A 13,256-nucleotide genomic window follows, 5' to 3' on the forward strand; every position below is an offset into this window, starting at 1 on the left:
GTACCTTCCATAGAGGCGCCCGGCTTCCCGAATGGGCGGCACCGATACGGATGGATTAGATAATCGGCGTGAGTGTTTGCCTACTGTTAGATCTGACAGGTGAGCCCCGGTTTAAGACGAACGGTAGCCCCCTTTACATAGGCTCCGGCGGTCCAATCAGCCTTCCCATCACCCCAAACAACCCCAACTCCCGAATCACCTCCAATTCCCCTTTGGTCTCGACCATCTCCGCTATCAACAGCAAATCAATGCTGTTGGTCGCCCTGTAAATCGCATCAATAAACAGCCGCTTGTCACTCTGCTCATCAATGTGGCGGATGTACGCCCCATCGATTTTCAAGTACGCCAACCCCAGCTGCGTCAGGTTGCCGATCTGGCTGAAGCTGCCGCCAAAGTGCTGCAAGCCGATGCGGTATCCGGTGTCGAGCAGGCTGTGGCTCAGGCGTTGTAATTCGTCGGGGGGCGGTAGTTGGCGTTCGTCGATTTCCAGGATCAGCAGATGGGCCAGCTCGGGCAGTGATTCGAGCATGTCGATGATTTGCCGCAGTTGCGCCGGGTCGCGCAAGCTGCTGCCGGACAGGCTCAATGCAAGCGGCCAACGATTGACGATGAGGTAGTCGAGGGTAGCTTCGAGCATCGCCAGATCGAACCGTGCCGACCAGCCGAGACGCTCGATCCACGGCAGGAAGTGCCCGGCAGCAATCGCCTCGCCCTGCGGGTCGATCAGGCGCGCGAGGACTTTGTGGTGCAGCACCCGGCTGGTGTCGGCGCATTGCACGACAGGTTGGAAATACAGCTGCATTTTGCCCTCGGTGAGGGCGTCGTCGATCCAGGTGCGCCAGTCGTGTTGGGTGTGGTTCGTTGTGGTATCGGAACGGGCCAGATGCACCCATGGCCGTTCGGGATGTTGCTGCGCCTGGGCGAGTGCTTGATCGAGGCGCAGCAGGACGTCGCTGGCCGGTTCGCCGGGCTGATAGGCAACCACGCCCAAGTGCGCCACGGGCATGCAATCGCTGGCGCCCGTCAGGCGCAGGTTTTCCAGGGTGGCGCTGATTTCCGAGGCGAGGCGGGCGGCACCGGTGCTGTCCAGGCCTGGTGTCAGCAGGCTGAATTCGCCGCCACGGTTGCGCGCCGCCAGCCAGGTGCGGCGTTCCGGCAGTTGAGTCAGGCGCTTGAGCAATTCGCCGACGGCGCTGATCAGCCCATCGGTGCGCAATCCGCCCAGCCGTTGATTGAGGCCGATCAGATCGTTGATCCGCAGCATCAGTAAATGGCCGTCGCTGCTTTGTTCGCCAACCAGCAAATGATCGGCCAGTTGTTCGTCCAGCAAGCGTCGATTGGCCAGGCCCGTGAGGCCGTCCTGATAGGACTCGGCGCGCAGTTTTTCGCTGCGCGTGGCCTCTTCGGCGAACAGCGCCTTGAGCTTTTCGACCATCTGATTCATGGCCAGCACCACGCGTTTCAACTCGGGTGTGCGCGGCAGTTTCGGCAGGCTTACGAACTCGCGTTTGCTGATGGCTTGCGCCTGTTTGACCATCTTGTCGAGCGGGCGCAATTGCCGACGCAGCAACCAACCACCGAACACGGCGCTGAGCAGTCCGCAGATCAACAGCCAGATCAGGCTGCCAAGGGTGCTGTCCCAGAGTTTGGCCAGGGCGAACTGCGGATTGCTCAGCACTTCGACCCTCGCCACCTGTTCCCAGCCGCGCGTGATCAGCGCATCGCCGCCTTCCGGGCGCAGGTTGACCAGACCCACAAACCAGCCGGGCACGCCTTCGATCTTTGCCGGTGCGATACGCTCCACCAACACCTTTCCGTCAACGATAGTGACGACACGGATGCTGCGGAAATAGCCGCTGTCGAAAATCGAGCTGACCATCAATTCGGTCATTGCCGGGTCGTCGATCTGCGCTGTCAGCGACAAGCCCAGCGCGGTGGCGGCGTCCTGAGCGTGAGAGTGCAACTGGCCGAGCATCTGTTCACGAGAGCTTTCCAGGCTGACAAAAAAACTGCCGCTGAAGGCCACCAGCAAGAACAGGCAAATGGCGAGAAACAACTGTTTGCGCAGTGACATAAAACGCTCCTTGCGACGGCGACTAGCCTTCGCCCACGGCGAAACCTTCGGCTTGCATCTTCTTCAACACGTCCTGCCAGCGGGACAATTTCTTCGAGTCGCTGCTGCGTTTGCCGCCATTGGCTCCTGGCAGGTACAGGCCTTCGGCGTTGAAGGCGTACACCGGCAGCAGGTCTTTGCGTTGGGAGGCGGGGCGGATCTCGCCGATCAGGTTGTCGAGCACCAGCGGCTCGGCCGTGGGGCTGCTGTAGAAGGTCAGCACCATGTGCGCCTGGTTTTGGGACAGTGCCTTGACGTAGGTGATGCGCAGTTTCTCGCTGGGAATCCCGAGTTGGCGCAGGCTGAAATATTTCGCCAGGGCGTAGTCTTCGCAATCGGCGGCGCCCTTGATCAAGGATTCTTCCGGCGTCGCCCAGTAATCGGTCTGACGCCAGATGCGCGTGTCGTCCTGGAAACTCAGCTGTTGATTGAAGAAGCGATTGACCGCGTCCAGTTGCTCGCGCTCGGGTTGGTTGAGTTCGCTTTTGAGCATTTGACTCCAAGCCTCGATTCTTCCTTGGGCGGAGCCGAGCGGGCCGTAGCGCTTTTCGGCGATTTGCAGGATCTGGGTAAAGTCCCAGTTGGCCCAGACACTGCCCAGCCCCGTCAGTAAAAAACTCGTCAGCAGCAGCCATCCGCCGAGCCGAAGTCGGAGCGTTTGCCATCCTGGACTACGCCGGCGACGGGACATGTCTGGCTGCTCGGGTGCAGATGACTGAAGTCTAGGCGGAGTTTTCAGCGAGGCAGGACAAATTGTCGGGTGGTGAGGGGGTGGCAGATTGCTTTTGTGCGAGGGGACTTGTCCCCGTTCGGCTGCGCAGCAGTCGTCAAACCAGGCAATGCGGTGTGTCAGAAGGAAATGGGTTGCAGGGTTTGGGGTCGCTTCGCGACCCAACGGGGACAAGTCCCCTCGCCACAAGAGCCCTTACAGCTCAGGGCTTCAGTCAGGGCTTTTTCAGGGTTTTCTGTTTGAGGATGTAGATCGTCACCAGCACCGCGCTGGTCAGCATGAACCCGCGCGCCCACGGCAGGGGCACCAGGTAGCAGGAGAAGAGGATGCTCACCCACATCAGGCCGATGGCGTAGACCTTGCCCTTGAGCGGGATGCCGTTGCCGTCGAGGTAGTCGCGAATCCACGGGCCGAGCCGTGGATGCCCCACCAGCCACTGATAAAACCGTGGCGAACTGCGGGCGAAGCACGCAGCCGCCAACAGCAGGAAAGGCGTGGTGGGCAATACCGGCAGGAAAATACCGATCACCCCCAGCGCTACGCTCAGCCAGCCGATGGCCAGCAGCACGTAGCGCAACATCAGGGAGCGGTTGCCTATGGGGTTGTCCATAGGCAAAACCTTAGTGGTGACGTGGCTTGAGGATCGCCGGTTTTTCGTCTGGCGCCTGGCACAGCAGGTACAGCGCGGTCAGGGCTTCCGGGATCTGCACGATCATGTCGTCCATCAGGTTGGCGTCTTTGGCGATGTCTTCGAACTCAGGCTGTTCGTCGAACAGACCCGAACCGACCATGATCGGCAGCAGCATTTCGCTGACTTCGTCTTCGGCGGTTTCGAACCAGGCCGCTTCGCGCAGGAACACGCCTTCCATGAAACCGATGCACCAGCCGCGCAGGTCGGAATCGTCCGGCTCTTCGCCCAGGTCCAGGTCGCATGGCAGCTCGAACTCTTCATCGGAAGCCAGTTGGCGGGCGATGTGAGCCTTGAGGGCCAGCAGGGTGGATTCGATCGCTTCACGCTCGGTGTCGTCGGCGTAATGCGGCTCTTCGGCGAAGAGGGCGTCGATCCATTCACGATCCGGAACCTCTTCGGAACAGATCGAAAGCGCAGTGAGGTAGCCGTGGGCGGCCACGTAGTCCAGCGCCTCGTCATGCAGTTCGTCGGCGTCGAGGAAGACTTGCAAACGGGTTAGTTGCTCAGCGAAGGACATTAAAGGGCTACCTTGGGGAATTAACAGATGCGGGAATTCTAGGCCTTCTTGAGCGCTCAGGCCAGCCGCGCGGGATATTTGCACCCCGGAACACCACAATCGCTGTGGTAGCGGGCTTGCTCGCGAAGGCGTCGTGTCAGGCAGCATTAATGTCGACTGATACTCCGCCTTCGCGAGCAAGCCCGCTCCCACAGGTTGCGCGGTGTTTGTCCTTGCGTGTCTTCTCAGCGGCACCCTTTGCCGGGCAGGCGTCGGGTATACTCGCGCGTTTTGTGATGCCCTGCTGGCGTCGCGGCTGTGATGTGAAGCGTCATGCAATGCGCACTTACGATTTGTCAGTGCAGCCTGCGTGGTTCTGAACCAGCCTTGCAGGGATGTTTTTGTGATATTTGGAGTTTTTATGCTCGAACAGGCTCAACGCGTCCTCAAGGACATCTTCGGCTACGACAGTTTCCGTGGCCGCCAGGGTGCAATCATTGAGCGCGTGGCCAGTGGCGGCGACGCCCTGGTGCTGATGCCTACCGGTGGCGGCAAATCCCTCTGTTTCCAGGTGCCGGCGCTGCTGCGCGAAGGCCTGGCCGTGGTGGTGTCGCCGCTGATCGCACTGATGGACGATCAGGTCGCGACCCTCGAAGAGCTCGGCGTCGCTGCCGCCGCATTGAACTCCACGCTGAGCGCCGAACAGCAGCGTGATCTTGCTGCGCGAATCAAGCGCGGTGAAGTGAAAATGCTGTATCTGGCGCCCGAGCGTCTGGTCCAGCCCCGCATGTTGGCCTTCCTGCAAAGTCTTGAAATCGCCCTGTTCGCCATCGACGAAGCGCACTGCGTGTCCCAGTGGGGCCATGACTTCCGTCGCGAATACCTGCAACTGGGCCAGTTGGCGGAACTGTTCCCCAACGTCCCGCGCATTGCCCTGACGGCCACGGCCGACAAGCGTACCCGCGAAGAAATCGTCGATCGTCTGCATCTGCAGGATGCCGAGCGCTTCCTGTCGAGCTTCGACCGCCCGAACATTTTCTATCGCATCGTGCCCAAGGAGCAGCCGCGCAAGCAGTTGCTGGCGTTCCTTGCCGAGCGCCGCAGTGATGCCGGCATCGTCTATTGCCTGTCGCGCAAGAAAGTCGACGAAGTCGCGGTATTCCTCAGCGAACAAGGCTTCCCGGCGCTGCCGTACCACGCCGGTCTGCCCAATGACACCCGGGCCCATCACCAGAAGCGCTTCCTCAACGAAGAAGGCCTGATCATGGTCGCCACCGTGGCGTTCGGCATGGGCATCGACAAGCCCAACGTGCGCTTTGTCGCTCACCTCGATTTGCCGAAATCCCTTGAGGCGTACTACCAGGAAACCGGTCGCGGCGGTCGTGATGGGCTGCCGGCGGATGCCTGGATGGCTTACGGCCTGCAAGACGTGGTGATGCTCAAGCAGATGCTGCAAAACTCCGAGGGCGATGAGCGCCACAAGCGTCTGGAGCAGCACAAGCTCGACGCCATGCTCTCGCTCTGCGAAGAAACCCGCTGCCGTCGGCAAACGTTGCTGGCCTACTTCGACGAAGACATGCCCGAGCCGTGCGGCCATTGCGACAACTGTGTCGATGGCGTGCAGACCTGGGACGCCACCGAGCCGGCCCGTCAGGCGCTCTCGGCAATCTACCGCACCGGCCAGCGCTACGGCGTCGGGCATCTGGTGGACGTGCTGCTGGGCAAGGACAACGAAAAGGTCCGCAGCTTCGGCCATCAACACCTGTCGGTGTACGGCGTCGGCAAGGCCATGGGCGAGAGTGAATGGCGCTCGCTGTTCCGCCAGCTGGTGGCCCGTGGTCTGGCCGACATTGACCTCGAAGGCTACGGCGGCCTGCGCCTGAGCGACACGTGCCGACCGCTGCTCAAGGGCGAAGTGACCCTGGAACTGCGCCGCGACCTCAAGCCGCAGACCACCGCCAAAAGCAGCAAGAGCCAGGCGAGCCAACTGGTTCGCGGCGAAGAACGCGAACAGTGGGAAGCCTTGCGCGCCTTGCGTCGCAAGCTCGCCGAGGAACACGGCGTGCCGCCGTATGTCATATTCCCCGACTCGACACTGTTGGAAATGCTCCGCAGCCAGCCAACCTCGCTGGCGGAAATGGCCACGGTCAGCGGCGTCGGCGCGCGCAAGCTCGAACGTTACGGCGAGGCCTTCCTCGAAGTGCTGGGCGGTCAGGTCGAGGCACCGAAAGTCGTCGCCGACGTGCGCCACGAGTTGATCACCCTCGCTCGCGCCGGCATGACGCCGCTGCAGATCGCCGGTCAGCTGCAATGCTCGGAAAAGAATGTCTACACCATGCTCGCCGAGGCCATCGGCAAGCAGCAGTTGTCGCTGGAGCAAGCGCTGGACCTGCCCGAAGAGTTGATGGGCGAAGTTCAGGATGCCTTCCTCGATGGCGAGGGCGAGTTGCCGCCAGTGTCGGAGATTGCCGCACTGTTCGCCGGGCGAGTGCCGGAAGGCGTCTTGTACTGCGTTCGGGCGGCACTGCAGTCCGAATTTGAGGTTTAAATGACCTGTTACAGTGATGTAACGATTCACTACAGACCAGACCTTGCCTCAAGCCAACGGTCATGCTTAGCTGACTAATAATTAGTTTTTCTCTATTTCAGTCTAATCATGAGTGTTTTATGCCGTTAACCGATCAACACCGCTTTGGCATGCAACTGGCCCAGATGTCCCGCGGCTGGCGTGCCGAACTGGATCGTCGCCTGGCGGGTCTGGGTCTGTCTCAGGCGCGCTGGCTGGTGCTGCTGCACTTGGCGCGCTTCGAAGAAGCACCGACCCAGCGTGAACTGGCGCAAAGCGTCGGCGTCGAAGGCCCGACCCTGGCGCGCTTGCTCGACAGCCTGGAAACCCAGGGCCTGGTCCAGCGTCAATCGGTACTGGAAGACCGCCGGGCGAAAAAAATCGTCCTCTGTGCCCCGGCCCGTCCTCTGATCGAACAAATTGAAACCATTGCCACGCAACTGCGCCGTGAACTGTTCGACGGCGTCGACGAGGCGGACTTGAAGGTGTGCATGCGGGTCCACGGGCACATTCTGGCCAACCTGGAAAAATCTTGAGGCATAACCGCGTGTCAGCTTTTTGAGATACCCCGTTGGGCAGACTATAAAGAACTACTAGGCAATATCGTGTTCGTACCGGATGTGCGAACGCGTACAGGTTGGTTCTGGTTATCTAAGGGATGCTCATGCTCGAGAGTTGGCACGTTGTTTTGCGGTGTTGCGCCAGGCTGCTTCTGGTCGGTGGTGCTGTCACATACTCGGCATTGGCCCCTGCGCTGGGATTGGGCGACATCACTCTTCATTCCGCGTTGAATCAGCCGTTGCGTGCTGACATCGCCCTGGTGGATGTGGGTGGGTTGGAGGAGGGCGAGCTCTCGGTTAGCCTGGCGACAGCAGAGGAATTCACTCGTGCCGGCGTCGATCGGGTGTTCTTCCTCAACGACCTGAAGTTCACGCCGATCCTGCGGGGCAACCGCAGCCTGATTCGGGTGACCTCTAACAAACCGGTCAATGAGCCTTTCCTGAATTTCATGGTGCAGCTCAATCAGCCCAACGGCCGTTTGCTGCGCGAGTACACGGTGCTGATCGATCCGCCGGGTTCACCGGGGATCGTGCCGGCCGACGACGAACCCGTCGCCAGCCCACAAAACTCTCCATTCCCGAGCGTCAAACCGGCCACTGCGGCGGCACCCGCGGCGAAGAAGTCGGCGCCAGCACCTGCCGCCGTTCAACCTGCCGCACCTGTGCCCGATCCGGTTGCCGAACAACTGGCCGCCAGCGTGCTGCAAAACCAGCAGCTGCAAAAAACCGTCGATGAGCTCAATGCAAAGCTTCAGGCTCAGGACGAGCAGATCGCAGGCCAGAAAAAACAGGTCACCGAACTGCAAACCCGGCTGGCGGAGGTCAACCAGACGCCGCCAGTGACGCCGGCAGCGGTGGCGTCTGCCCCCGTCGTCGTTGAAGAACCCGAGGCTAGCCACTGGCCGCTGATCATCGGCTTGCTGGCGCTGATTGCGTTGGTGTTGTTTGGGCTGTTTGTTCGACGTCGGCGCCAGCAGCTTCAGGCGTTGCCCGATTCATCGCCCGTTTCACCAGCGCCACATGAGCCGGTACTAGAACGTCCGGCGCAACCGTCGGTGCAACAGCCTATAATCAAACTCGCTCCCGACCAGCGTGAAGAAACGTCAACCGGCGATGTACTGGAAGGCGTCGGTATCTACCTGGCCTATGGCCGTTTTTCCGAAGCGGTTGGTTTGTTGCGAGAAGCATTGGTCAAGGAACCACAGCGCGAAGAGCTGGGCGTGCAACTGCTGGAAGTCCTCGGCAAACAAGGCGACGTACCGGCTTACGACGCACAGGAAAAAAACCTGCGTGACGGCGGGTTCGACGAAGACAAGCTTCAGGCCATCCGCGCCCGCTCCCCGAAGCTCGGCAATGTGCCACCGGTGGCCAGCGCGACAGTCATCGCTGCCGTACCAGCCGCAGCTGCCGACGAGTTCCAGTTGAACCTGGATGACCTGTCCATGGATTCCAGCTGGGATCTGATCAGCCCTTTCGACAACGCATCCACCGCCAAACCTTCGAATGAACCGTTACCCGCAACAGAACCTGCATTCGCTTCGAACCTGCACGTGTTGCCCGATGTGTTCGAGATGCCTGAAGAGCCGACGCTGGATGAGCCAGAGCTTGAGTGGGTCGCCGAACCGGACTCACAGGCACTGGACGACAACTTTCTCGAAGCATTCAGCGATGGTCCATCACTGGAACTTGAGCCGTTAAATCCGCAACCAGCCGATCCGACCAGCGCCGACAAACTGGAACAAGCCCAGACCTGCATCGATGACGGGGATATGGACAGCGCCATCGAACTGCTCAACGAGTTGCTCAAGGAAGGTGATGAGCCGCTCAAGCAGACCGCCCGGAGCCTGTTGGCCGGAATCCGCTGAGCCTCTACTATAGCGGCGCCCTCTGGCTCAGGAGTCTTGCCCATCATGACCACGCATAAACCGGAAATCATCATCACCTATTGCACGCAATGCCAATGGCTGTTGCGTGCGGCCTGGCTGGCCCAGGAGCTGCTCAGCACCTTCGGCGACGACCTGGGCAAAGTGTCGCTGGTGCCCGGCACCGGTGGGGTGTTCCATATTTTTTGTGACGATGTGCAGCTCTGGGAGCGCAAGGCTGACGGCGGATTCCCCGACGCCAAGGTACTCAAACAGCGGGTTCGCGATCAGATCGACCCTGACCGCGACCTCGGCCACAACGACCGCACTCAGTGAGATGCGGCCTCGGCGGCTACAGTCTTTTTGCTTGAACCGCCAGACAATCTGCTGGAGACGACAATCGCGACGATGATCAAGGCGCCGCCGATCAGCATGCGCAACGTCGGGTTTTCATCGAATAACAGCCAGGCCATGGTGATCCCGTAAACCGGCTCCAGGGCAAACACCACGGCGGCGGTGCGCGCCTTGATCACCGCCAGGCTGGCGACGAACAAGCTGTGAGCGACGCCGGTGCAGAACACTCCGAGCAAACCGATCCACAGCCAGTCGATGGCGCGGACTTCGCTCAACTGCGGCGCCGCCACCGGCAGCAGGCACAGCGCGACCACCACGTTCTGACACAGCGCCGCCTGCACCGGCGGGATTCTGCCGGAGCTGGCGCGGTTGGTCAGCGACAGCAGGGCGAACAGCAAGCCTGAACCGACCGCCCACAGAAGGCCCGTGGTGGCACCGCTCGCCAGATCGAAGTCAGGCGTGACCAGCACCAGACCAATGCTCACCAGCACCACCAACAGGATTTCATTGGCGCGGATCCGCTCCCGGAATATCAGCCCTTCGAGGATGACGGTAAACGCCGGGAAGCTGGCGAAACCCAGGGTCGCGATCGCCACGCCGGCGACTTTCACCGCAATGAAGAAACTCACCCAGTGCCCGGCCAGCAGCAAACCGCTGAGCAGCAGACGGCGCAAGTCCTGCGCCTCGAGTTTGTACCAGCGCGTGTTGCTGGCGAACCGCGCGAACACCGCCAGGGCGAGCACGGCAAATGCCGCCCGGCCAAACACGATGACGGCGGGGGAGGCGGCAGCGAGTTTGCCGAACACACCGGTCAGGCCGAACATCAGTGCGCCGATATGCAGGGCGCCAAGGGCGGTACGGGGAGTCATTGCGATCCTTAACAACAAGACAAACAGAGAGGAACATTGAACCGCGCCACACACGCTGTGTCTGTCGCCAGACTATCGTCCTTTGTCGCCAGCCTCGCGCCGCAATTCGCCCGGGGTCTGGCCAAACTCGCGCAACACCGCCGCCGCAAATGCACTTTGAGAACTGTAACCGACCCGACTGGCGATCTCGCCGATGGGCAATGGTGAATCCCGCAGCAGTCCCACCGCAATATGCAGCCGCCGACTGCGGATGTAATCCATTGGCGTCTGCCCGCATTCAGCGACAAACCGCGCATGCAAGCGGGCGCTGGAGAGACCGGCGACGCGCGCCAGATCGGCGACTTGCAGCGGATACGCCGCGTACTGATCGATATGCGCATTCAACGCCGCATACGGCAGGCGCCGGCCGCCCACGACTTCAGGCTTGGCGTTATTGAGGCTGGCCAACAACAACACCGCGCCTTGCTGGGCAATCAACGGGTCACTGACCTGGCTGCCCGCCAGCCAACTCACCAGTTGGCTTTGTCCGGCATCCAGCGGCAGCCGGCCGGCGTTGTCGAGCAAACGACGGCTGGCATCGGCGTGATCGCCGAGGGACTGCGAAACCCATTGATCGCTCGGTATATCCAGCACCAGACAACGGCTGCCATTGCTGCTGCCGCAGGCATGATGGAAACCCGACGGCACCACCACGAAACTCTGCTGAACCACCTGGCTACCATGCCCGTCGACCTCGAAGTCCAGCGCACCCGACAGCCCGAACACCAGTTGCGCGTGGTCGTGGCTGTGGACGATCAGGTCTTTGGTGTATTGGCGAAGCGTGAGGATCGGTCTCATCGCAGGTCTCCCGGTGAAGATGCGGCCAGTCTACACCGGCCGAGCGCTGTCACAGGATTGACTCGCGGTTGTCATGGGCAATTAACCGGACCGGCGCAAGCTTGCCAAAACTTGCCCAGAGTGTTGCCCATGACCAGCGCCGAGCTCGCCAAACCCAGCCGTAAGCAACGTGTGCGGACCTTGTGGATTTCCGATGTGCATCTGGGCACCCGGGACTGCCAGGCCGAACACCTGTCGCAGTTTCTCAAGGGCTACCACGCGGACAAGATCTACCTGGTCGGCGACATCATCGACGGCTGGAAACTGCGCGGCGGCATGTACTGGCCTCAAGCGCACACCAACGTGATCCGCCGCCTGCTGACCATGAGCAAACGCGGCACGGAGGTGATCTACGTCACCGGCAACCACGACGAATTCCTGCGCCGCTATTCGAAGCTGATCCTGGGCAACATCCACCTGGTGGACGAAGCGGTGCACGTGACCGCCGATGGTCGCCATCTGCTGGTGATTCATGGCGACCAATTCGATGTGATCACCCGGTATCACCGCTGGCTGGCCTTTCTCGGCGACTCGGCCTACGAGTTCACCCTGACCCTCAACCGCTGGCTGAATCACTGGCGCGCCCGTTATGGCTACGGCTACTGGTCGCTGTCGGCCTACCTCAAGCACAAGGTCAAAACCGCGGTCAGTTTCATCAGTGATTTCGAAGAAGCCATCGCCCACGAGTGCGTGAAACGCGAGTTGCATGGGGTGGTGTGCGGGCACATTCACCATGCCGAGATTCGCAAGGTCGGCGGGGTGGACTACCTCAATTGCGGGGATTGGGTGGAATCGTGCACGGCGTTGATCGAGCATTGGGACGGGTCGATTGAGTTATACCGGTTGGCGGATGCGCAGGCGCGGGAGGCCGAATTGAAAGCCATTAAAGTCGCAGAGCCGGCATAGTCTGTTAGCAATGTGGTGTCTGAGCCGGCCACTTCGCGGGCAAGCCCGCTCCCACAGTGACCGAGGTGAACACAAGATTTGTGAAACGCCAGAGAACCCTGTGGGAGCGGGCTTGCCCGCGAAGTGGCCCGCCCAGACACTCTGGATCTATCAGGCTGGCGAATGCTCTTCCATCGCCGCCTTGTAGATCGAGTGCTTCGGATGCGCAAACAAGCGCTCCATCATCGGCTCAAAGAAGCTCAGCGGTAACGTCTCGTACGCTGGATCAAATGCCGCCGCATCGTATTGGGCGCAAAACTCGATGGTCGCCTGATACTGCGGATGCCCGCTGAATTGCTCGCGCAAATGCCGATCCATCCCCAGGTGATGAAAGAAGTAATACCCCTGGAATATCCCGTGCTTCTCAACCATCCACAGATTCTCGGCGCTGACGAACGGCTTGAGGATCGCCGCAGCAATGTCCGGATGATTGTAGGAACCCAGTGTGTCGCCGATGTCGTGAAGCAGCGCGCAGACCACATATTCTTCATCTCGGCCATCGCGCCAGGCACGGCTGGCGGTCTGCAAGGAATGGGTCAGACGATCCACCGGGAAGCCGCCAAAATCACCCTCCAGTAATTTCAGGTGCGCCACAATTCGTGACGGCAATTGCTTGGCATAGGCACTGAAGTCGGCGGCGATGATCGCCCAGTCTTCCTGCGTGCCATCCTTCATGTGGGTGAATCGTGCATTGGCGTTCATCAGCTATCCTCTTGTTCTATCGGAAGGGATGTCTTGAGTGTAGGACTTGGATCCAATGCCGCACTGGCTACGCAGGACGCTTTGGTGGCCAATGGAGCCTAGAACGGCACGCGACCCAGAAGCATGTCGCGGTACATGACAAAGTCGCCGAGCAGGCTATAAAGAGGATGCTGGAACGTGGCGGGGCGGTTTTTCTCGAAGAAGAAATGCCCGATCCAGGCGAAGCTGTAACCCGCCAGCGGCAAGGCCAGCAGCATCAACCAGGCGCCTTTGCCGATGGTCAGTGCCAGGATGAGGATGACCAGGCTGGTACCGACAAAATGCAGGCGTCGACAGGTGCTGTTGCTGTGTTCGCTGAGGTAATACGGGTAGAACTCAGCGAAGCTGTTGAAACGTCTGATGTTTTCCACGACTGCGATCTCTGTGGTTGTTGTTCTGATTGCAAGTTGTTCTGCGGGTAGCTTATTTGAGTCTAGAGTGATCATTGGCATC

Annotated in this window: 13 protein-coding genes; 5 read left to right on the top strand and 8 right to left on the bottom strand. The window is 60.6% G+C overall.

Annotated features, from left to right (window positions below; genetic code table 11):
* Positions 1-133: 133 nt before the first annotated feature.
* The 4 genes from lapD to DJ564_RS08825 all read right to left on the bottom strand — a co-directional run bounded on the left by lapD (position 134) and on the right by DJ564_RS08825 (position 4,051).
* A complete protein-coding gene (gene lapD, locus DJ564_RS08810) occupies positions 134-2,074 on the bottom strand; it encodes a cyclic di-GMP receptor LapD (protein ID WP_109628521.1) in 1,941 nt (646 codons plus the stop codon).
* A 22-nt stretch (positions 2,075-2,096) separates the two neighbouring features.
* Positions 2,097-2,804 (bottom strand): cysteine protease LapG, encoded by a 708-nt coding sequence (gene lapG, locus DJ564_RS08815; RefSeq protein WP_109628522.1) that lies wholly within the window; start codon positions 2,802-2,804, stop codon positions 2,097-2,099.
* A 253-nt stretch (positions 2,805-3,057) separates the two neighbouring features.
* On the bottom strand, positions 3,058-3,453 hold the full coding sequence (locus DJ564_RS08820; protein WP_109628523.1) for a YbaN family protein: 396 nt from the start codon (positions 3,451-3,453) through the stop codon (positions 3,058-3,060).
* A 10-nt stretch (positions 3,454-3,463) separates the two neighbouring features.
* Positions 3,464-4,051, bottom strand: a complete 588-nt coding sequence (locus DJ564_RS08825) for a YecA family protein (protein WP_010461974.1) — start codon at positions 4,049-4,051, stop codon at positions 3,464-3,466.
* A 400-nt stretch (positions 4,052-4,451) separates the two neighbouring features.
* Here DJ564_RS08825 and recQ point away from each other — a divergent pair, with 400 nt between their 5' ends.
* The 4 genes from recQ to DJ564_RS08850 all read left to right on the top strand — a co-directional run bounded on the left by recQ (position 4,452) and on the right by DJ564_RS08850 (position 9,354).
* The gene (recQ, locus tag DJ564_RS08835; protein WP_007895006.1) at positions 4,452-6,578 is read left to right on the top strand and encodes a DNA helicase RecQ; all 2,127 of its coding nucleotides are present in this window, start codon (positions 4,452-4,454) and stop codon (positions 6,576-6,578) included.
* A 119-nt stretch (positions 6,579-6,697) separates the two neighbouring features.
* A complete protein-coding gene (locus tag DJ564_RS08840; RefSeq protein ID WP_010461972.1) occupies positions 6,698-7,132 on the top strand; it encodes a MarR family transcriptional regulator in 435 nt (144 codons plus the stop codon).
* Positions 7,133-7,260: 128 nt separating this feature from the next.
* Positions 7,261-9,021: a FimV/HubP family polar landmark protein gene (locus DJ564_RS08845; protein WP_109635973.1), complete on the top strand. Its 1,761-nt coding sequence runs from the start codon at positions 7,261-7,263 to the stop codon at positions 9,019-9,021.
* Positions 9,022-9,066: 45 nt separating this feature from the next.
* Positions 9,067-9,354, top strand: a complete 288-nt coding sequence (locus DJ564_RS08850; protein ID WP_109628524.1) for a SelT/SelW/SelH family protein — start codon at positions 9,067-9,069, stop codon at positions 9,352-9,354.
* On the opposite strand, the gene DJ564_RS08855 is transcribed toward DJ564_RS08850, so the two are convergent.
* Both DJ564_RS08855 and DJ564_RS08860 read right to left on the bottom strand, forming a co-directional pair.
* Positions 9,348-10,241, bottom strand: a complete 894-nt coding sequence (locus DJ564_RS08855; protein WP_109628525.1) for a DMT family transporter — start codon at positions 10,239-10,241, stop codon at positions 9,348-9,350. The genes DJ564_RS08850 and DJ564_RS08855 overlap by 7 nt on opposite strands.
* A gap of 72 nt (positions 10,242-10,313) precedes the next feature.
* Positions 10,314-11,078, bottom strand: a complete 765-nt coding sequence (locus tag DJ564_RS08860) for an AraC family transcriptional regulator (protein ID WP_109628526.1) — start codon at positions 11,076-11,078, stop codon at positions 10,314-10,316.
* Between the two features lie 129 nt (positions 11,079-11,207).
* Here DJ564_RS08860 and DJ564_RS08865 point away from each other — a divergent pair, with 129 nt between their 5' ends.
* Positions 11,208-12,023 (top strand): UDP-2,3-diacylglucosamine diphosphatase, encoded by an 816-nt coding sequence (locus DJ564_RS08865; RefSeq protein ID WP_109628527.1) that lies wholly within the window; start codon positions 11,208-11,210, stop codon positions 12,021-12,023.
* Between the two features lie 150 nt (positions 12,024-12,173).
* On the opposite strand, the gene DJ564_RS08870 is transcribed toward DJ564_RS08865, so the two are convergent.
* Together DJ564_RS08870 and DJ564_RS08875 are read right to left on the bottom strand one after the other, a co-directional pair.
* A complete protein-coding gene (locus tag DJ564_RS08870) occupies positions 12,174-12,764 on the bottom strand; it encodes an HD domain-containing protein (protein WP_109628528.1) in 591 nt (196 codons plus the stop codon).
* 98 nt (positions 12,765-12,862) lie between these two features.
* A complete protein-coding gene (locus DJ564_RS08875) occupies positions 12,863-13,174 on the bottom strand; it encodes an Mpo1-like protein (protein ID WP_109628529.1) in 312 nt (103 codons plus the stop codon).
* Positions 13,175-13,256 lie beyond the last annotated feature (82 nt).

The sequence above is a fragment of the Pseudomonas sp. 31-12 genome, assembly GCF_003151075.1.
GTDB lineage: Bacteria > Pseudomonadota > Gammaproteobacteria > Pseudomonadales > Pseudomonadaceae > Aquipseudomonas.

Bases quoted from the DNA above. Each gene is read 5' to 3' on its own strand.
- lapD (WP_109628521.1), bottom strand. From the start codon at position 2,074: ATGTCACTGCGCAAACAGTTGTTTCTCGCCATTTGCCTGTTCTTGCTG.
- lapG (WP_109628522.1), bottom strand. From the start codon at position 2,804: ATGTCCCGTCGCCGGCGTAGTCCAGGATGGCAAACGCTCCGACTTCGG.
- DJ564_RS08820 (WP_109628523.1), bottom strand. From the start codon at position 3,453: ATGGACAACCCCATAGGCAACCGCTCCCTGATGTTGCGCTACGTGCTG.
- DJ564_RS08825 (WP_010461974.1), bottom strand. From the start codon at position 4,051: ATGTCCTTCGCTGAGCAACTAACCCGTTTGCAAGTCTTCCTCGACGCC.
- recQ (WP_007895006.1), top strand. From the start codon at position 4,452: ATGCTCGAACAGGCTCAACGCGTCCTCAAGGACATCTTCGGCTACGAC.
- DJ564_RS08840 (WP_010461972.1), top strand. From the start codon at position 6,698: ATGCCGTTAACCGATCAACACCGCTTTGGCATGCAACTGGCCCAGATG.
- DJ564_RS08845 (WP_109635973.1), top strand. From the start codon at position 7,261: ATGCTCGAGAGTTGGCACGTTGTTTTGCGGTGTTGCGCCAGGCTGCTT.
- DJ564_RS08850 (WP_109628524.1), top strand. From the start codon at position 9,067: ATGACCACGCATAAACCGGAAATCATCATCACCTATTGCACGCAATGC.
- DJ564_RS08855 (WP_109628525.1), bottom strand. From the start codon at position 10,241: ATGACTCCCCGTACCGCCCTTGGCGCCCTGCATATCGGCGCACTGATG.
- DJ564_RS08860 (WP_109628526.1), bottom strand. From the start codon at position 11,078: ATGAGACCGATCCTCACGCTTCGCCAATACACCAAAGACCTGATCGTC.
- DJ564_RS08865 (WP_109628527.1), top strand. From the start codon at position 11,208: ATGACCAGCGCCGAGCTCGCCAAACCCAGCCGTAAGCAACGTGTGCGG.
- DJ564_RS08870 (WP_109628528.1), bottom strand. From the start codon at position 12,764: ATGAACGCCAATGCACGATTCACCCACATGAAGGATGGCACGCAGGAA.